Below are 18,465 nucleotides of genomic sequence, written 5' to 3'. Positions count from 1 at the left end.
CAAGCATCATCTATTTATACGCAGTGTTTCAAAAGCACTGCGTTTTTTTGCTTGTATTCGCGAAAAAGTAATCGTTTAAAAACCTTAAAAAACGTGATATACTATTTGAAAATCTCATAATCAACAGGAGAAAAACGATGAAAAGGCCGATGCTGGGAATAACTCTCATGATCATGCTTGTTGTTCTTAGTTACGGCTGTATTTTTTGCGATCATCTCAATCCGCCACCGTTTAAAGAACGAAAGGTTGAATTTGTCGGTATTGTCGATTCGAGGATAAAGTCTGCCGATCACAAAACCACTTTTGTATTAAAGAACGTCCGGCATGAGAAACCGAGAAAGTGGCAGGTTACTGTTTCTGGTTACAATCAAGACCCAGATATCAAAGCATTAAAACCCGGAACAGTGATTAAGGGAACAGGCCAAATGAGTTTGGCTCGAGGCAAGCACAACCCCGGTGGTTTCAATTACTACGTGTATCTCAAGTCCAAGCATATCGACGCCTGTCTCTATCTGCCATCTGGTTCTTCTGTCACCGAGATTGGTGAGTGGCGGTCTCCATATTACAGCATATTGGCAGTTCGGGAAAAATTGATCGATGTCTGCAATGACGCTTTTGCGCCGAAAGCCGCTCACTTGATCACAGGTATCTGCTTTGGCGAATTACAAGGAGATACTGAGCTTAGGCAGCAGTTCTCAGACGCCGGTATTGCGCATGTCTTAGCTGTATCTGGACTGCACACCGGGTATTTGTGTATGCTGGTCTTGGGCTTGTGCTGTTTATTTGAGCTAAACGATCGGAAAACCTTTGGCGCCTTAGCCGCTGTATTACTCGTATATATTGCACTGACAGGATTTTCGGTATCTGTGATACGTGCTTCGATTATGCTGCTGGCGGCGTCTTCAGGCCGAGTATTTAAAAGACACGTTGATACGCTGTCAGCGCTGGGACTGGCTGCGTCGGTCATCTTGCTGATTTGGCCGTACTGCTTATTTACAGCGAGTTTTCAAATGAGTTTTGGTGCGGTTCTCGCTTTTGTATTATTCAATCAGCCTTTGTATTATCGTGTGGCAAAAGCATTTCACATCGAAGATCAAGAGACGCTGGCCGGCCAAAGCTTGTCGACGATACTTACTTCAATGACTGCGCTTATTGGAACTTGGCCGGCAACGATGGTACATTTTCACCGAGTCAGTGTGATCGGTTTAGTTGGCAATATTCTGCTGGTTCCCATTGTCGGGGTGCTTTTAATCGTTTCATGGGTTGTGCTGCCGCTTTTACTTTTGTTTCCCGATTTGAAAGCCATTTTTGGATTTATTCCTGCGGTTTTGTCTGGGGTCATTATTGATTTTACACAGCAGATCAATCGACTTAGTTTTCTCAATTTTTCGAGTGGAAGATGGATTGATTTTGTTTTGCCTTTAAGTATAATGCTCGCGGTTTTCGCATTTTACGCAGCCGGTTACATCGTTCTCGATCGAAAAAGAGATCAAGCCGCCCTGTTGGCCTGCGCTTCACTTCTCTCTATTTGGATGATCCTACCGGCTGTGCTGCCTGGAAAATTAAAAATCATTTATTTGGATGTAGGGCAAGGCGACGCGGCGGTAATCGAGACGCCGAATGGGTATCATTATATGATCGACGGTGGGGGATACGAGCCGGCCGTTCCCGGGCAGAGTACGACAGCTCAAAAAGACCCTATTTCAGAATCGGTTCTGCTGCCGGCCCTTTATTCCGAAGGGATTGATCATTTGGACGGCGTGTTTATCAGTCACAATCATGCAGACCACGCACAAGGACTGGAAGAACTAATTGATGGAAAAATACCGGTTGGCCGAATTTACGTCAGCACCAAGTACAATGGACCTTTGCTTAACCAAAAGCATACCCCGATTACACAGCTGGGAGAAAACGCACATATTGAATCACCCGATCATGTGGATTTTCAGATTTTATGGCCGGACACGTGGGTTGATCCATTGCCGGACGACGAACAGAATGAACATTCTATGGTCATTCGATGTGTGTACCAAAAAAAGAAATTTTTATTCACAGGAGATGCCGGCCTTGCGACTGAAGCGATGCTGCCGAAGGATGGTGTAAAGGCCGATGTACTGAAAGTCGGACATCATGGATCTGCGTCGGCTACTTCCACAGCATTTTTGAAAAAAGTTCGACCGACTCTTGCAGTCATTTCTGTAGGCGCGTACAATCGATACGGTCATCCCAATCCTCAAGTTCTAAAGAGACTTAAAAAACAGCGTATCCCGTATTTGAGAACAGATCAGAATGGCGCAGTCAGTCTGACAACGGATGGGAAAATCATAAAGGTTAGGACCTATTCGCGATAGACGTGTATTTTTATGATAAAATAGCATCATGAATTACCAACAGCTATTAAAAAATATCAAACAAAATAAATTGTCACCCCTATATCTGTTTGCGGGACCGGAACAATACATCGCAGATATGATGGTGGGCAACTTAATTAAGGCAGCCGTGTCGGAAGGTATGCATCAGCTCAATGTGATGTCGTTTTCCGAAAAGGATACGGAGATTTCGGAAATTATCGAAATTTGCAGACAACTGCCGATGATGAGTGCCTATCGAGTCGTCGTTGTGAGAGAAGAAGTGGGATTAATGCGGACGTCGGCGAAGGAAACGGTAGAGGCGTTTTCGGACTATCTTGCATCGCCTGAGCCGACCACGATATTAATCGTGCTCGACAGCAAACCGGACAAGCGAAAAAAAATATACAAGCAATTCATAAAAAATGGGGAATTAGTCAATTTTGAAAAGCTGTCGCTTGTTGAATTGGAAAATTGGATGGCGATGCGGCTGAAACGGGAAAATAAAACGATCAGCAGCAGGGCGTTGCGGCATGCAATCGAGAGAAGCCGGTACCTTCAAAGCGAAAATGTAAACGTAGAAATGATGGATCATTGGACGGCGCAGATGATCGATTTCGCTGGGTCTGAAAGTTCAGTAAGCATCGACACGGTCGAAGCGGTGATTCCAGAAGCCATTGACGATAATATTTTTAAAATGATCGACGCGGCTATTGGCGGTGAAACCGGGCAGGCTCTTCAGATGCTTGATCTTTTCTATCATCAAGGGGAGTCGCCCTTTGGCGTTTTGGGTCTGATGACTGGGCAGATCAGGACGATGACAGAAGTGGGAATGCTCTCTGAACGGCGCATTTCTGTGTCTCAAATTGCCAAACAGGTGAAGCGCCCTTTGTTTGTGGTTAAAAAGATGGCACAGCGCTGCCGCCAAATTGGCCTATTGTCGTTAAAAAAAATGATGATCACCTTAGCTGATTTGGACCTTTCAATGAAAACGGGAAAAATCGATCCCGAATTGGCTATATCTTTGCTCATGATGCGTTTATCAAGACAAAAAAAATAAGGTGATCGATCGGGATCACCTTGAGACACGTGTTAGGGAATAAACGAGAATTAGTCAGTAACAGAATTAAGAGCTTTGGCCAACTGGCTTTTTTTGTTAGATGCTTTGTTTTTGTGGATCACGTGTTTGGCAACAGCCTTGTCCAATTGTTTGGCAGCGACATTGTATGCCTTCTGTGCGTTTCCCTTGCTACCTTCCGCAACAGCAGCCTGGAACTGCTTTTCAACAGTCTTCAAGTTTGTGCGGACAGCCTTGTTGCGCATCCGTGCGATTTCGTTGGTTTTTGCTCTTTTAATAGCAGATTTGATATTTGCCATGTTCTAGCAGACCTCCTCATTTATTGTTTAACGAACGAATTATAGCACAACATCTACGGAGAAACAAGCAAAAACGCGAATCTTTTGATAAAATGGTGATATGGCCGGGGAATTATGATAAAATACCCTGGATCAATTAAATTAAGAATACAATAAAAGAGGCATAAATGGCAAAAACACAACAGGAAAGAACGCGCAATTTTTCAATTATCGCGCACATTGACCATGGAAAATCAACGTTAGCAGACCGCCTGATCGAAAAGACTGGTCTGATCTCTGCTCACGATATGGAAGATCAGCTGCTTGACAATATGGATATCGAGCGGGAACGCGGCATCACAATTAAGCTTCAGGCGATCCGTCTGCTTTATAAAGCAAAAGATGGGGAATCCTACATTTTAAATCTGATTGATACGCCGGGCCATGTGGACTTTACATACGAGGTATCTAGATCGCTGGCGGCCTGTGAAGGTGCCATTCTTGTCGTTGACGCCTCACAGGGCATTGAAGCACAGACCATCGCTAATACCTATCTGGCTTTAGATAACGATTTGGAAATTCTGCCAGTCATTAATAAAATTGATCTGCCTTCTGCGGAGCCAGACCGCGTCAAAGGAGAAATCGAAGATATTTTAGGACTGCCGGCTGATGAGGCACCGCTCATTTCAGCAAAGAACGACATCAATATCGAAGATGTCCTTGAAGATATTGTACAAAATGTGCCGGCGCCGACAGGCGACCCGGACGCACCGTTAAAAGCGCTGATATTTGATTCCTATTACGACACTTATCGAGGCGTTATCGCTTCTGTCCGCGTTGTCGAAGGGACGATCAAAGCGGGAATGAAGGTGCACCTAATGGCAGGCGGTTTGGACTTTGATGTAGAAGAAGTCGGCTTTTTTGAAAATAAACTCTACCCGGGAGAAAAACTGCAGGCGGGAGATGTCGGCTATGTCGTTGCGGGTGTCAAAACAGTTGGCGATACAGAGGTCGGTGATACCATTACGGAAAAGGCACGGCCTGCGGCAGAGCCGCTTCCAGGGTACAAAAAAGTGGTGCCGATGGTTTATTGTGGAATCTATCCCGCAGACGGCGCAAAGTACGAGGATTTAAAGGAAGCTTTGGCGAAGCTTAAGTTAAACGATGCGTCACTATTGTACGAACCAGAAACCTCTGTAGCCTTGGGATTCGGATTTCGCTGCGGTTTCCTCGGGCTGCTTCATATGGAAATTATCCAAGAACGGTTAGAACGGGAATTCAATTTAGATTTGGTCACAACTGCACCGTCGGTTATTTACAAAGTGATCAAAACGGACGGTCAGACGCTGATGGTGGATAATCCGGCCAATTTGCCCGATCCTTCCGAAATCTCAGAAATGGAAGAACCGATTGTCGATGCCTCAATCATGGTGCCGAGCGATTATCTCGGTCAGGTGATGGAACTTTGTCAGGAACGGCGGGGTACTTACATCAATATGGAATATCTTGAGGAAACGCGGGTAAATATTCATTATGAGATGCCCCTGAACGAAATTGTATACGACTTTTTTGACGCGTTAAAATCTAGAACGCGGGGTTATGCGTCACTGGATTACGAAATTAAATCTTATCAGCCAGCTGATTTGGTTAAACTCGATATTCTGCTCAATGGAGAGATGGTCGATGCCCTGTCATTTATTTTCCCGAGAGAAAAGGCCATTGCGCGGGGCCGCGCGATTTGCAAAAAGCTCAAGGAAACGATCCCTAGACAGATGTTTGAGATTCCAATTCAGGCCGCAATCGGCAACCGCATCGTTGCGAGAGAGACCATTTCTGCGCTGCGTAAAGACGTTTTAGCCAAATGCTACGGTGGCGATATCACCAGAAAACGAAAACTGCTTGAAAAGCAGAAAGCTGGGAAAAAACGGATGCGTCAGGTCGGAAGCGTTGAAGTGCCCCAGGAAGCATTTATGTCTGTATTGAAGCTGGACAGCTAAACACAAATAAAAGCATAATAATCCAAAAATCCCTTACAATCGAGAATTCTCGTTTGTAAGGGATTTATTAGTTTAATTAAAAGGCACTTTGAGAATGCGGATTCATCCGCTTGTAGATCCGGTTCATTTCGTAAATCCATCTGGTGTCGGTGGAATCAATGGCTTCCTGAGGCAATCTGAATTTCCAATTTCCTTCAGCTTGGCCGGGCGTGTTAATTCTGGAATCTGCGCCGTATCCCAGTAAATCCTGCATCGGAATGATGGCGAGACGCGCGCTGCTCATCCAGAGTAAGCGGATCAGCGCATGGCAGGAAGCACTGTGCGGGCCGCCCTGCTGCCATTCATCTCCTTGACAGTTGTAGTTGCTGTATTCAAAGGCAAATTTTCTGGCGCCTTCATTTAATTCCCAGAGATAGCCTAACAAGGTATTGTTGTCGTGCGTTCCAGTGTAAGCAACAGTATTGGGAATATAATTGTGTGGCCAATGAATGCCGTCGCCGGCGTCAATAAAAGCAAATTGCAGAACGCGCATGCCAGGAAATCCTGAATCAGCCAGCAATTTCCTGACGCCATCATCCTGGACACCCAAGTCTTCAGCGATAATACGGGGACTTGAGAAATTAAAAGTTTCAAAAACACGGTTGAACAAATCCATGCCAGGGCCAGGGAGCCATTTCCCGTTTTTGGCAGTTTTTTCTTCCGCAGGAACAGACCAATAAGCAGAAAAGGCTCGGAAATGGTCAATTCTGACGGTATCAAATAAAGTCAGCGCCATATCCAGGCGGTCAATCCACCATTTGTAATCCTGTTTTTTGAGCTCATCCCAATTGTACAGTGGATTGCCCCACAATTGGCCGTCTTCCGAAAAATAATCGGGCGGGACACCGGCTACCATTTTGGGCGTTCCATCGGCGTTGAGTTCAAAGCATTCGGGATGGGTCCAGACATCCGGACTCTGCAATGCGACGTACATCGGCATATCGCCGATAATATTGATGTGATTTTCATTGGCGTACGCTTTGATTTCAGACCACTGTGTAAAAAATAAATACTGCAGAAAGATTTGAAATTTAATCTCATCAGCCAATTGATCGGTGGCCTCTTGAATGGCTGCAGCCTTGCGGTCTCTCAAATCGGGATCCCAATTGGTCCAGCATTCTTCACCGGTGTCGGCCGCAATTGCAGTGTAGAGAGCGTAGTCTTCGAGCCAAGGCTGTGTCTTTTCGAATTGTACAATTTTTTCCCTCAGTTGATCATCGACGCGTTCAAAGGCTTTTCGGAATAAATCGATTCGGGTTTCACGGACAAAATCGTAGGCAACAGACCAAGGCGTTTCATCGTATCGCGCCGTCTGTACCTCTTCTTCTGTCAGGAGACCAGCGTCCTTCAAACGTTCAGGGTCGATGAAAAAAGGGTTGCCTGCAAAAGCAGAAACGGCTTGATAGGGTGAGTTAAAGGCGTCAATTGGTCCAAAAGGAAGCACCTGCCAATAGGAACAACCGATTTTTACGAGAAAATCGATAAATTTTTTAGCAGAAGCGCCAAAGGTGCCGATGCCGAAATCACCGGGCAGTGCAGAGACCGGCATCAGGATGCCGGAAGCGCGGTCAAATAAAGGAGATCGCTGAGAATTTTTAGAATTGTTAAGTTGAGATGTGTTGTTTTTTTTCATAATCTTGTTCTTTAATGTATTCGTTCATTATATATTAGATAAAAATGTGTACAGGTTGTCGACGGAATCAGAAATATGCAAAGGATGCCATGGCTCAGCGTCGTCAGCTGAATGAAAGCCATATCCGTATGTGACGGCGACAAAGGGCATCATCTTTTCCCACGCACCGAAAGCGTCGTACCGGCTGTCGCCAACGAGCAGTGCATCGTGCGTCGTTAAAGACAATTCCTCAAGGGCGCGCTGCATAATATCCGATTTTTTGGCAGTGACATGATCCGGTGTAACCCCACAGATCGTATCAAAAAATTGATCTAAATGGCCGGCCTCTAAAGTTTTCCGCGCGATAAGTTCACCTTTTAACGTCGACACAGCCAGAAAATAGCCCATATCTTTTAAATGCTTTAATAATTGATCCATGCCTGGATAAGAGATCGAAAGCTGATAACTGTACTGTTTTTGATAAAGGCGGTGTAAGTGCGCCGCTTCGATGCCTTCTTCTTCAGAAAGATCAAAGGTTTTCATATAGGATTGGACAAGCGGGGGCCCTACAAGGGTGTGCAGTGTGTCATCGTCGATTTCATGCCAGCCTTTCAGCTTTTGGACGTGGCGAAATGCGGCAAAAATGCCCGGACCGGTGTCCATCAGCGTGCCGTCGAGATCCCAGAGAATGGCTTTATAATGACGCATGGGCAGACAAGCTGTACTGGGCATTCAGCATTTCTTTGGCAGATTTTAACAATTGGGAGATTGAAAGTGGTAGACGAATATCCCGAATTTCAATGATGTTCAGAGGATTATCTAATGCGCGTTTGGTGATGGTATAGCCGTGGTCATAAACTCTTGGTCGGACTTCAACCTCGAATTGATTGTTGGATATAACGGCGCTTTCGCCGCTTTTAATTTGTGCTTCAAAATTTTCTAGCATACGAGCCTCCTATCAAGTCGATGTGGCATTATTATAACAAAAAGATTGAAAAAATACAGTATTTTGACTATGATAATAACATGTATGATCGCAAAAATTTAAAAAACATCCCTAAAAAACCAGGCATCTATATTATGCATAATCATGCCGGAGACATTATTTATGTCGGAAAGGCAAAAAATTTATTTAACCGCGTCCATTCGTATTTTCAAAATCCCAAAAATCTTCCGATTAAGACACAGATTCAAGTATCTCATGTTGAATCTATTGAGACGATTGTGGTGGATACCGAAATGGAAGCGTTGATTCTTGAATGTAATTTGATCAAGGAGCATCGTCCCCGGTACAATATTATGCTGAAGGACGATAAAAGCTACCCTTATATAAAAATTACGACTCAGGAAAAATATCCTAAAATTTTAATGACGCGCAATCATCAACGGGATGGGGGGCGTTATTTCGGCCCGTTTACCAGTAGCACTGCGGTGAAACAAACGATAGAAGCTTTGCAGAAAGTGTATCCGCTGCGTCGATGCAACCGAAAGGTGGCGAAGGGCGTCAAACGGGGAAGGCCGTGCATTTATTATCATATGGGGCAATGTCTCGCGCCATGTACCGGGAAGATTGAACCAGAACATTATGGGGAAAATGTTCAAAAGGATATCGCGATTTTAAGCGGGAAAAATAAGCCGATTGTCGATCAACTGACAGCAGAAATGATGCAGGCTTCAGAAAATATGGAATACGAAAAGGCTGCAGACTGCCGCGATAAAATTCAGGCGATCGATTTTGTGGTGTCTAAACAAAAAATAGTAAGTGAAAATCAGCAGAATCAGGATTACATCGCGTTTTATCGAATCAAATCTCAGAAGGAGACAAACCTATCGGGCGAGGTGGATCAAAATATTGCCTGTGTTCAGGTTTTTAATGTGCGCGATGGCAAGCTGTTGGGACGCAATCGCATGATGGTTGACGGCGTTAAAGACGAAACAGACGAAGCAATTATGACCAATGTGGTTAAGCAGTATTATAATGGCTCACACTTTTTACCAAAGGAAATTATTTTATCCTGTCCTCTAGACGATGAAATGGCCAGTATAGAGGATTGGCTGACCGCGCAGCGGGGCTCCCGCGTGCGGATTATTGTGCCGCAAAAGGGAAAGAAAGACCGTTTTATTCAAATGGTCGAGAAAAATGCAAGACTGACTCTAGAACAATATTTCATCGAAAAACGCCAGAAAGAAAAACGGCAGGAAAATAGAGTTGAATCGCTCCAGAATCTTTTAAATATAGAGAATATACCGAAACGCATTGAAGCCTATGACATTTCAAACATATCCGGTACGAACAACGTCGGCGGTATGGTGGTTTTCGAACAAGGCAAACCCCAACCAAAGGCATACCGGCGTTTTAAAATTCAAACCGTTGAGGGCCAAAATGACTATGCGAGTATGCAGGAAATGCTGTTCCGCCGGATTGAGCACGGAATGAAGGAATTAAAAGAGGGCAAAACGCCGGGTGAAAGTTCATTTTTGCCATTTCCGGAAGTCTTTATGATCGATGGCGGCAAAACACACGTAGACGCGGCACAATCTATCTTATCTATGTATCCGGAATTGAACAGTGTGGTCTGTGGATTGGTTAAAGACGATCATCACCAATTAAGAGGGGTGATTTATCAAGATCAGGAATACCAGCTGACGTACGGCACACCAGTTTGTACGTTCTTAAATGAAATTTCAGAGGAAGTCCACCGGTTTGCAATCACTTACCATAGACAATTACGAAAAAAAAGCATGTTGTCCTCCCGCCTTGAAACCATTCCTGGAATTGGCAAGAAACGGCGAGAAGCGCTGATGCGTTATTTTAATACACTTGAGAATATAAAAAATGCCAGTCGGGATGAATTGCTGAAAGTCAACGGCATGAATCAAAAATCTGCCGATGCTGTGTATCAGTATTTTAGAACATCAGGAGAAAAAAATGACTGAGAAGGAACCTTTATGCACGATTGAAGTTGAAGAATTTTGTAAGTCGTTAAATCTGGAAAAAATCATTGTGCCGGTTGATTATTTTGAATTGTGGGATTCCGGCACCAATCGTCCAGGTCTGCAGTTGCATGGATATTACGAATATTTTGATAACCGGCGTATCCAGCTGGTTGGTAAAGTCGAAATTTCTTATTTAATGTCACTGGATCCGAGACTCAGGGAAAAACGCATCGATGATTTTTTCAGCCACGACATTCCTTGCCTGATTGTCTGCTGGGATTTGCCGGAAACGGCGCTTTTTGAAAAGGCAGCCGCGAAATATAAGGTTATCTTGCTGAAGAGTAAGGAAAAAACCACCTCTCTTAACTATCGTTTGATCGATTATATTGACAACAAGACAGCGCCCAGAACAGGGATACACGGCGTTTTGGTAGAAGTCAGAGGGGTTGGCGTTGTGATTACCGGTGCGAGCGGCATTGGGAAAAGTGAAACGGCGTTGGAGTTAATCAAACGTGGCAATAGTTTCATCGCGGATGACGTTGTCGATATCACCTGTCATCATGGCAATCATTTAATTGGCGAAGCGCCGGAAATGTTAAGATATTATATGGAAGTCCGTGGGATAGGTATCATTGACGTCAGAATGCTTTTCGGCGCCAAATCAGTCAAAAGATCAGTTGATATCGACATGGTTATCCGGCTCGAAAACTGGGACGAACATTCTCCATACGACCGCTTAGGTTTAGATGATCAAACGACCAATATTTTAGGCGTTGATATCCCGCTTGTGACGATTCCGGTATCCAGCGGGCGCAACTTAGCGGCGATTATTGAAACCGCTGCGATCAATAACCGAATGAAAGAAACGGGCTATCGTTCTGCTCAGGTTTTTGTCAATAATATTGAAGAACACAATAAAGAGGAAGACCGCAGAAAGGCTAAAGAGGCCAAAAGAAAAAAAGAACGAGAAAAAATTAATCACCTAGAAGAAAAGGCCAAAGAAAAGGAAGAAGATCTCCAAGAGGAAGTTCAAAATATACAAAACCAGGAAAAAGGGGAAGACTGGTATTAAGATCACACAGTTGCGGTAAGTGGATTCATATGATAAACTTTAAACGAAAAAATTTATTAAGGTGAGAGTTTAAATGCGCATTCATATTATTACAGATTCAGCCTGCGATTTGCCAAAAGAACGTTTGGAGGAACTGCAGGTTCAAGTGCTCCCGTTGTACGTGACGCAGGGAGAAAATATATATCGGGATGGAATCGATATCCAGCCTGAAGAAATTTACGAAAATATGAAAAAAGGGGTTGTTTATAAAACATCTCAAATCCCTTACCAAGACTATTACGATTGTTTTAAAACTTATGCAGAAGCTGGTCAAGATGCGCTCCTGCTTAGTTTTTCAAGCGGCTTATCGGGAACGTATCAGACGGCCTGCTTAGCTAGAAAAGAAATCATCGAAGAATATCCTGACGTCGATATTCGGGTTGTCGACACAAAGGCTGTAACTGGCGGTTTAGGCATGGTTGTTGACGTAGTGGCAGAACAGGCACAAAAGGGCATGTCAATGGATGATTTAATTCAATTAACAAACCGCTGTCATGAACATATTCACCATATTTTCACGGTTACGAATTTGGAATATGTTTGTAGAGGCGGGCGTTTGAGTCGGCCATCCGCTTTTATTGGCAATGCGTTGAAAATTCATCCCTTCATGATCGTGAATTCTGAAGGAAAATTGGAAATTACGGATAAATGCAGGGGAGAAAAACGACTGGTCAAAAAATTTGTTCAATATATTGCTGACCATAGTTACGACATTGCTCATCAACCCATCTATTTTGTCGATGCGTATCAGGATCGATTGGTTCAGGCGATTCAAAATCAGCTGACGGAACAATACGGAAATACTAATTTTTCGAGAAAGATTTTGGCACCCGTGATTGGAACGCATATTGGTCCGGGGTCAATGACAGTTTTCTTCTACGATCAAAAACCATTGTAGCAAAGCCACTAAGATTTTAATGTAAATGGATTTTTGCAGAGTAGAAAGGAAAATAAAATGTTTGAAAAATTAGAAGCCCTTGAAGAAAAATACATTCAGTTGACACGCGACATTTCAAATCCGGATATTATTTCCGATCAGCAGAATTGGCAGCGCTTGATGAAAGAACACGCCCATCTCGAACCAATTGTTCAAAAATACAAGGCGTACTGTTCAACAGAAAAAGCTATCCAGGAAAGTCAGGAAATGCTGTCTGACAAATCGATCGACGCAGATTTCAAGGAAATGTGCGAGGCTGAAGTGAAGGAACAGACAGAAAAGCAGAAAAAATTAGAGGATGAAATCAAAATACTGCTCCTTCCAAAGGATCCGAACGATGAAAAGAGTGTTATCGTCGAAATTAGAGCGGGTGCTGGTGGAGATGAAGCGGCACTTTTTGCTCACGATCTGTTCCGGATGTACGTGCGTTATGCTGAACGACACAGATGGCAGACGGAAATTATGAACTCAAACATTTTGGACCTCGGCGGGATCAAAGAAATTACCTTTTCTATTAATGGACAAGGTGCTTACAGCCGCTTGAAATACGAAAGTGGCGTTCATCGCGTCCAACGTGTTCCAGAAACGGAATCCGGTGGACGGATTCATACTTCGACTGCAACGGTCGCTGTTTTGCCAGAAGTTGAAGATGTTGAAGTCAATATTGATCCCAATGATTTACGAATTGACGTGTACCGCGCCTCAGGCAATGGCGGACAATGCGTCAATACGACGGATTCTGCTGTTCGTATCACTCATATTCCTACAGGGCTGGTTGTTACATGCCAGGACGAAAAATCCCAGATTAAAAATAAAGCCAAGGCAATGAAGGTATTAAAGGCTCGGCTTTACGATATGGAAACGCAAAAGCAGCAAAGTGAAATTTCAGCTGAAAGAAAGAGTCAAATCGGGACAGGGGACAGAAGCGAACGTATTCGAACTTACAATTTCCCTCAAGGGCGCGTAACGGATCATCGGATTGGATTAACAATTCATCAGTTGGATTCGTTTTTAGACGGTGAAATTGATGAAATGATAGAAGCTTTGATCACGACAGACCAAGCGAAAAAAATGGAATTAGCTGAATAGCGAAATCAAGGCCTCTTCGAGAGGCCTTTTTTGATAAATAATAGAAAAATTTAAGGGTATTGAGGCAAAGTCATATTGGAAGAGCATAAAAAAAAGACATCTAAATTATCAGCATTTGATCGAGCGATGAATTATTTGACGTATCGTGATCGCACTGAAGCAGAAATTGTTAAATATCTTCAAGATAAAAATTATTCGGAAAAAGAAATTGCGGCAAGTATGGAAACTTTAATACGATACGGATACATTAATGACGAACAGTACATACAAAATGCATGCGAATTGAATAAAAGCGCAAAGCGGTACAGCAGACGAAGACTAGCGCAGGATTTGATTCACAGGGGGATTCCAAGGGAAAAAATTGACGACATCGATTTATTTTATACTAAGGAAGAAGAACAACACTGCTGCGAGGAGTTGATCGATGCGGCGTTTGAACGATACCGAAATGAACCTCATGAAAAAAGAAAACGTAAAGTTGCGAATTGGATGATGAGGAGGGGGTATCCCTACGCGATGATTAGCACGCAGATATCCCGAAAACAAGAGACGTTTGAAGAAAACGTTGAAAATGATGACGATGAGATCAGGAGAAATAATATCGAAATAGATTATCAAAAATATTTAAGAATGCAGAAATCTAAAGGGTATACAGGCTGGGAGCTTCAAATGCGTGTACAGAGGAATTTACTGTCACGCGGGTTTTCTAATTCTGAGATCTACGCGTTTATTGATGAAAAAAAAGAAGAGGGAGAATTTGATGAATAAGACTCCAAATCAAAAAACAAAGCTGCAAATTGTAATCATGGAGCCTTTGGGAATCAGCGATGACGCTTTAAAGACCCTTACCATGTTATTAAAAGCAGATGGCCATCAAATTATCGCATACGACCGCAAAGCAGAGACAGAAGAAATACTGATAAAACGTGTCAGAGATGCCAATATTATTGTACTGGCCAATCAGCCTTTAAGAAAAGAGGTATTGAAACATTGTCATCAATTAAAGATGGTAGATGTGGCATTCACTGGGATAGACCATATCGATGTTGACTATCTCAAATCGAATCGTGTGACGATTTGCAATGCGGCTAACTATTCGACACATGCAGTGGCGGAATTGGCAATTGGACTGATGATTGATATCAAAAGAAAGATCTCTGAGAGCCGAAACATTTTGATGCAGGGAAAAAGCAAATTTCCAATTGGCAGCGAGCTTTACGGCCAGACGCTGGGAATTATCGGGACAGGAACCATCGGCCTTCAGGTCGCAAAAATCGCAAAGGCCTTTGGATGCCGCCTAATTGCATACAGCAGGACGCAAAAGAAAGAAGCTCAAGCATTGGGAATTGAATACGTCTCGTTAGATCAGTTAATGCGTCAGGCGGATATTATTTCTTTACATGTGCCTTGGACGAAAGAGACGACACGAATGATCGACGCACATCAAATTAATAAAATGAAAGAGAATGCTATTTTAATTAATACGGCGCGTGGCGCATTGATTGATTATCAAGCTTTAGCTAAAGCGCTTAACATGGGCAAGATTGCTGGAGCGGGAATAGATGTCTTTGAGGAGGAACCGCCGCTTCCGCCTGATCATCCGCTGCTTACAACGAAGAATTGTATCATGACGCCACATATTGCATACGCAACTCAGGAAGCGCTGTATCGGCGTGCAGAAATCGTTTTTGACAATATTAGATGTTGGCTGGAAGGCGATCCTCAAAATATCATATAAATGATTTAATCTTATCTTTACAGATATAATAATATGTAAGGGTAAGATTTTTTTATTTGGAAGGGTTGACAATACCCCCACCTGGGTATATACTTTACACATAAAAAATACCTCGGTGGGGGTATTAAGAGGAGATAATAATGGCTGAAGAAAAAAATAATGCTTGTTGTGTTCGGCATAAAAAAAGAGAGCCGGACAAATATAAGGATATGATCAATCGACTCAGTAGAATTGAAGGACAAGTTCGCGGCATAAAAAGAATGGTTGAGAATGATGCCTATTGTCCGGACATTTTAGTTCAAAGCGCAGCAGTGACGGCAGCGATGAAGTCATTCAATAAAGTGCTGCTGGAAGATCACATTCGGACTTGTGTCGTTGAAGATATTAAAGCTGACAAGGAAGGAACGGTTGATGAACTCGTTCGTGTCATTTTGAAATTAATGAAATAGAAAGAGAAAACACCATGATTGCAACAGTTATTATTATTTTAGTTTTAGCCGTTGTCGTTTTGATTGCGGTGAAAAGTGCTAGGAAACGCTTTTCGGGAGATGGCAGCTGCTGTGGTGGCGGCGGAGATGAATGGGTCGAAGAAGATAAGAAGTTAACGAATCCAAAGATTGCGGAAAAAGAAGTTAAAATCGAGGGAATGAGCTGTGAAAATTGCCAAAAACGCATTCAACGACAGCTGGATCGAATTGATGGCGTTTCTGTGAAAGTCGACTGGAAGAAGGGCGTTGCAAAAATATCCGAAGATCGTGAAGTACCGGATGAAACTATTAGAAGAACGATAGAACGATTAGATTATAAAGTTGTGGATATTCAATCTGTTCCGTTAAGTCAAGAATAAGAAATAAAAGAGGAGATCAAAACATGATAACAGAAACTATTAAAATTGAAGGTATGATGTGTGAACATTGTGAAGCGACAGTGAAAAAAGCACTTGAAAGTTTTCCAGAAGTCGAACAGGCCAAGGTTGATCACCAGAAAGGAAACGCTGTCGTTTCTCTTAACAAAGAAATTGATGATGCGCAATTAAAGAAAGCCATTGAAGATAAAGATTATACGGTTTTGGGCTTTGAACATTAAAGGAAATTCACAGGTTTAAGCAGCAATTTTTTCTTGAAGTTGCTGCTTTTTTATGGTATTTTTTAATAGCACGTTACATACGAGCGCTTGCCGTCTCGAGTAACGCTGCCTGCGGATGTGGCGGAATTGGCAGACGCGCCAGATTTAGGACCGCCTTACATATAAATGACCATTCTATAACAAGTAATTTATTTGTTGTGGAGTGGTTTTTTTATGTTTAAATGTCCAAATAATAATATTAATTCATTAAATTTAACGAGTTGTTTTAAGAGCTTTATTATTGAAAAGAAGGCTAATGGCTTGTCAGAGTCTACCATAGAAACATATACACAACATATTAAAGAAACAATTAGCATAACAGGAGATATTGATATTCAAGATTTTACCAAACAAGAATATAATAAAGTTGTTTTGGTGTTACAAAGTAGGGATATTAAAGGCGCTACTGTTGCAACTTATTGCAGAAGTATTCGAGCGTTTCTTTATTGGTGTATGTATGAAGGGTATCTGGACCGATTTAAAATTAAGATTCCTAAATACCAAAAGACAATTAAACAGGTCTACACAGATGAAGAACTAAGACGTTTATTAAAGAAGCCAAATTTAAAAACCTGCACATTTACAGAATATAAAGTCTGGTTTGCTGAAAATATATTAATAGCGACAGGGTTAAGAGTTAGAAGCCTATTAAATATTAAAATTAAAGATGTTGATTTATTTGATAATAGTGTAATTGTTAATACAACAAAAAATAAAACACCTCTAAAGACATATTTTAATAAAATCCTTGCTAGTATTATTAAAGAGTATTTAGGTTATAGAGGTGGTCAAGATGAAGATTATTTGATCTGTACCAATGAAGGCGAGCAGATGAAAATAAGAAGTCTTCAATCAGCAGTACAAAAATATAATAATAGTAGAGGTGTGAATAAAACTTCTATTCATTTATTTAGGCATACCTTTGCTAAAAATGCTATTTTGGCAGGTGTTGATGTATTTACATTAATGAGAATGTTGCAACATTCCAATATAGAGACAACACAAAACTATGTAAAGATGTTAAACGTGGATATAAAAAAATCATGTGAAATTTATAACCCGCAAAAATTATATTGTACCAACAAGAAGCATAATAAAATAACAATGAGAAAGCATTAATTACTATCAGTTGATATTAATCTGACCTCTATATAAATGAATATAGAGCTTTTAATAATATTTAGGTGTAATTATTAGTGTGAATTACTAAAATGCGTTAAATTCATTATATAAATAAAGCTAGTCGACCTGACCCGTCAAAACGCCGGGTTAGCTTATCATCATCTTCGCCGTGTTGTCTGATTGATGGTAAGATTTCTGATGTAACCCAATGTTTGAATTTTTTCGCGGTTGGCAATTTGCTAGATAAGATCAAACTGTATAAGCCGGATTCGTTGATGATTTGAAGTCCTCTGTTTGGGATATTTCCTAACTCCCTGTTTTGGGGACTTAGAAATTTTTTATCTTCTTCATCAACATGAGATTTAATTGCGTCTTTTGTATTGCTATATCCAAGCGCTTTTGCCACGTCTTTCCCGACGAACCACGGGGCGCCGTCGATTTCGACAGCTCTAACTTGACCAAATAACAATAAATAACCTGCATACTTGAATATAGTGTGCAGGTTATTAGGATAAATATATAATCAAAGAGACATTTAATAAGGTATCTCTAATGTATTTAAAGGAATTTCTGTATTATTAATTTTTTTCCTTTTATAATCTGTAATAATTATTCCAGACTTGCGTTTAAATTGGTCTTGTAATAAATAAGTAGCTAGTATATTTAATCTGTATTCTATATGTTTTGGGGTTAAATCATTATTAGCCTTTGGCAAGTTATAAGAAAATAAATCATAAAAATAATATACAAAATCATTGATTAATTCTTTTTTCTGGTTTAATGTATACCAAGACGGAAAAAAAATTTTATTATTGTTTCCGAAGAAAATATAATATCTAGTCAGTGATACACTGTGATCTGATAAATAAGTAAGTTCTTTATTTAATTTGCTATTTAATCTTGATTTGCTGGTATCTAATCCCACAAGGATATATTTTGTTTTATGTTCGATTATTGCCAAATAGATATTATATTGATGCGAATATTTAATAAATGAATTTATATAACCACCTCTAATTCTTACAAAAGATATATTATTTATAATTATATTATA

Annotated in this window: 19 protein-coding genes; 13 read left to right on the top strand and 6 right to left on the bottom strand. The window is 41.5% G+C overall.

The window, feature by feature from the left end:
- The first annotated feature begins 137 nt into the window (after positions 1-137).
- On the top strand, positions 138-2,351 hold the full coding sequence (locus tag QZX60_RS01670) for a DNA internalization-related competence protein ComEC/Rec2 (RefSeq protein ID WP_295360654.1): 2,214 nt from the start codon (positions 138-140) through the stop codon (positions 2,349-2,351).
- A gap of 28 nt (positions 2,352-2,379) precedes the next feature.
- The gene (gene holA / locus QZX60_RS01665; RefSeq protein ID WP_295360652.1) at positions 2,380-3,408 is read left to right on the top strand and encodes a DNA polymerase III subunit delta; all 1,029 of its coding nucleotides are present in this window, start codon (positions 2,380-2,382) and stop codon (positions 3,406-3,408) included.
- 50 nt (positions 3,409-3,458) lie between these two features.
- On the opposite strand, the gene rpsT is transcribed toward holA, so the two are convergent.
- Positions 3,459-3,725: a 30S ribosomal protein S20 gene (gene rpsT / locus QZX60_RS01660; protein WP_295360650.1), complete on the bottom strand. Its 267-nt coding sequence runs from the start codon at positions 3,723-3,725 to the stop codon at positions 3,459-3,461.
- A gap of 167 nt (positions 3,726-3,892) precedes the next feature.
- On the opposite strand from rpsT, the gene lepA reads away from it, so the two are divergent.
- A complete protein-coding gene (gene lepA, locus QZX60_RS01655; RefSeq protein ID WP_295360648.1) occupies positions 3,893-5,701 on the top strand; it encodes a translation elongation factor 4 in 1,809 nt (602 codons plus the stop codon).
- Between the two features lie 76 nt (positions 5,702-5,777).
- On the opposite strand, the gene malQ is transcribed toward lepA, so the two are convergent.
- From malQ to QZX60_RS01640, 3 genes are read right to left on the bottom strand one after another with little or no spacing between them, the layout of a single operon-like run.
- Positions 5,778-7,373 (bottom strand): 4-alpha-glucanotransferase, encoded by a 1,596-nt coding sequence (gene malQ / locus QZX60_RS01650; protein WP_295360646.1) that lies wholly within the window; start codon positions 7,371-7,373, stop codon positions 5,778-5,780.
- A gap of 27 nt (positions 7,374-7,400) precedes the next feature.
- Positions 7,401-8,084, bottom strand: coding sequence for an HAD family hydrolase (locus tag QZX60_RS01645; RefSeq protein ID WP_295360644.1), 684 nt, complete (start codon positions 8,082-8,084; stop codon positions 7,401-7,403).
- On the bottom strand, positions 8,047-8,298 hold the full coding sequence (locus QZX60_RS01640; RefSeq protein WP_295360642.1) for a hypothetical protein: 252 nt from the start codon (positions 8,296-8,298) through the stop codon (positions 8,047-8,049). Before QZX60_RS01640 ends, QZX60_RS01645 begins: the two co-directional genes overlap by 38 nt.
- An 80-nt stretch (positions 8,299-8,378) precedes the next feature.
- Here QZX60_RS01640 and uvrC point away from each other — a divergent pair, with 80 nt between their 5' ends.
- The 10 genes from uvrC (at position 8,379) to QZX60_RS01590 (ending at position 17,408) form a co-directional block, all read left to right on the top strand.
- Positions 8,379-10,289, top strand: coding sequence for an excinuclease ABC subunit UvrC (uvrC, locus tag QZX60_RS01635; RefSeq protein WP_295360640.1), 1,911 nt, complete (start codon positions 8,379-8,381; stop codon positions 10,287-10,289).
- Positions 10,282-11,361 carry an HPr(Ser) kinase/phosphatase gene (gene hprK / locus QZX60_RS01630; RefSeq protein WP_295360639.1) on the top strand — a complete coding sequence of 360 codons (1,080 nt, stop codon included), beginning with the start codon at positions 10,282-10,284 and terminating at the stop codon, positions 11,359-11,361. The genes uvrC and hprK overlap by 8 nt, the downstream gene beginning before the upstream one ends.
- A 73-nt stretch (positions 11,362-11,434) precedes the next feature.
- Positions 11,435-12,298, top strand: coding sequence for a DegV family protein (locus QZX60_RS01625; protein WP_295360638.1), 864 nt, complete (start codon positions 11,435-11,437; stop codon positions 12,296-12,298).
- Positions 12,299-12,355: 57 nt separating this feature from the next.
- On the top strand, positions 12,356-13,426 hold the full coding sequence (gene prfA, locus QZX60_RS01620; RefSeq protein ID WP_295360637.1) for a peptide chain release factor 1: 1,071 nt from the start codon (positions 12,356-12,358) through the stop codon (positions 13,424-13,426).
- A 75-nt stretch (positions 13,427-13,501) separates the two neighbouring features.
- Positions 13,502-14,194 carry a regulatory protein RecX gene (locus QZX60_RS01615; RefSeq protein ID WP_295360636.1) on the top strand — a complete coding sequence of 231 codons (693 nt, stop codon included), beginning with the start codon at positions 13,502-13,504 and terminating at the stop codon, positions 14,192-14,194.
- Positions 14,187-15,164 carry an NAD(P)-dependent oxidoreductase gene (locus QZX60_RS01610; protein WP_363174725.1) on the top strand — a complete coding sequence of 326 codons (978 nt, stop codon included), beginning with the start codon at positions 14,187-14,189 and terminating at the stop codon, positions 15,162-15,164. Before QZX60_RS01615 ends, QZX60_RS01610 begins: the two co-directional genes overlap by 8 nt.
- Before the next feature lie 140 nt (positions 15,165-15,304).
- Positions 15,305-15,613, top strand: a complete 309-nt coding sequence (locus QZX60_RS01605) for a metal-sensing transcriptional repressor (RefSeq protein WP_295360635.1) — start codon at positions 15,305-15,307, stop codon at positions 15,611-15,613.
- Positions 15,614-15,627: 14 nt separating this feature from the next.
- Positions 15,628-16,011 carry a heavy-metal-associated domain-containing protein gene (locus QZX60_RS01600; protein WP_295360634.1) on the top strand — a complete coding sequence of 128 codons (384 nt, stop codon included), beginning with the start codon at positions 15,628-15,630 and terminating at the stop codon, positions 16,009-16,011.
- A 23-nt stretch (positions 16,012-16,034) separates the two neighbouring features.
- Positions 16,035-16,250, top strand: a complete 216-nt coding sequence (locus tag QZX60_RS01595; RefSeq protein ID WP_295360633.1) for a heavy-metal-associated domain-containing protein — start codon at positions 16,035-16,037, stop codon at positions 16,248-16,250.
- 213 nt (positions 16,251-16,463) lie between these two features.
- Positions 16,464-17,408, top strand: a complete 945-nt coding sequence (locus QZX60_RS01590; RefSeq protein ID WP_295360632.1) for a site-specific integrase — start codon at positions 16,464-16,466, stop codon at positions 17,406-17,408.
- 106 nt (positions 17,409-17,514) lie between these two features.
- Here QZX60_RS01590 and QZX60_RS01585 read toward each other — a convergent pair whose 3' ends face one another.
- Entirely contained in the window at positions 17,515-17,880 is a 366-nt protein-coding gene (locus QZX60_RS01585) for a Bro-N domain-containing protein (RefSeq protein ID WP_363174722.1), read from the bottom strand.
- A 66-nt stretch (positions 17,881-17,946) separates the two neighbouring features.
- Positions 17,947-18,336 (bottom strand): hypothetical protein, encoded by a 390-nt coding sequence (locus QZX60_RS01580; protein WP_295360631.1) that lies wholly within the window; start codon positions 18,334-18,336, stop codon positions 17,947-17,949.
- Positions 18,337-18,465: the final 129 nt, after the last annotated feature.

Origin of the sequence: uncultured Pseudoramibacter sp. (genome assembly GCF_903789625.1) — a bacterium.
In the GTDB taxonomy this organism is placed as follows: Bacteria; Bacillota; Clostridia; order Eubacteriales; family Eubacteriaceae; genus Pseudoramibacter; species Pseudoramibacter fermentans.
This window is presented reverse-complemented; position numbering and strand designations above follow the sequence as displayed.

Excerpts from the sequence above, each read along its gene's own strand:
- QZX60_RS01670 (WP_295360654.1), top strand. The coding sequence starts at position 138 with ATGAAAAGGCCGATGCTGGGAATAACTCTCATGATCATGCTTGTTGTT.
- holA (WP_295360652.1), top strand. The coding sequence starts at position 2,380 with ATGAATTACCAACAGCTATTAAAAAATATCAAACAAAATAAATTGTCA.
- rpsT (WP_295360650.1), bottom strand. The coding sequence starts at position 3,725 with ATGGCAAATATCAAATCTGCTATTAAAAGAGCAAAAACCAACGAAATC.
- lepA (WP_295360648.1), top strand. The coding sequence starts at position 3,893 with ATGGCAAAAACACAACAGGAAAGAACGCGCAATTTTTCAATTATCGCG.
- malQ (WP_295360646.1), bottom strand. The coding sequence starts at position 7,373 with ATGAAAAAAAACAACACATCTCAACTTAACAATTCTAAAAATTCTCAG.
- QZX60_RS01645 (WP_295360644.1), bottom strand. The coding sequence starts at position 8,084 with ATGCCCAGTACAGCTTGTCTGCCCATGCGTCATTATAAAGCCATTCTC.
- QZX60_RS01640 (WP_295360642.1), bottom strand. The coding sequence starts at position 8,298 with ATGCTAGAAAATTTTGAAGCACAAATTAAAAGCGGCGAAAGCGCCGTT.
- uvrC (WP_295360640.1), top strand. The coding sequence starts at position 8,379 with ATGTATGATCGCAAAAATTTAAAAAACATCCCTAAAAAACCAGGCATC.
- hprK (WP_295360639.1), top strand. The coding sequence starts at position 10,282 with ATGACTGAGAAGGAACCTTTATGCACGATTGAAGTTGAAGAATTTTGT.
- QZX60_RS01625 (WP_295360638.1), top strand. The coding sequence starts at position 11,435 with ATGCGCATTCATATTATTACAGATTCAGCCTGCGATTTGCCAAAAGAA.
- prfA (WP_295360637.1), top strand. The coding sequence starts at position 12,356 with ATGTTTGAAAAATTAGAAGCCCTTGAAGAAAAATACATTCAGTTGACA.
- QZX60_RS01610 (WP_363174725.1), top strand. The coding sequence starts at position 14,187 with ATGAATAAGACTCCAAATCAAAAAACAAAGCTGCAAATTGTAATCATG.
- QZX60_RS01605 (WP_295360635.1), top strand. The coding sequence starts at position 15,305 with ATGGCTGAAGAAAAAAATAATGCTTGTTGTGTTCGGCATAAAAAAAGA.
- QZX60_RS01600 (WP_295360634.1), top strand. The coding sequence starts at position 15,628 with ATGATTGCAACAGTTATTATTATTTTAGTTTTAGCCGTTGTCGTTTTG.
- QZX60_RS01595 (WP_295360633.1), top strand. The coding sequence starts at position 16,035 with ATGATAACAGAAACTATTAAAATTGAAGGTATGATGTGTGAACATTGT.
- QZX60_RS01590 (WP_295360632.1), top strand. The coding sequence starts at position 16,464 with ATGTTTAAATGTCCAAATAATAATATTAATTCATTAAATTTAACGAGT.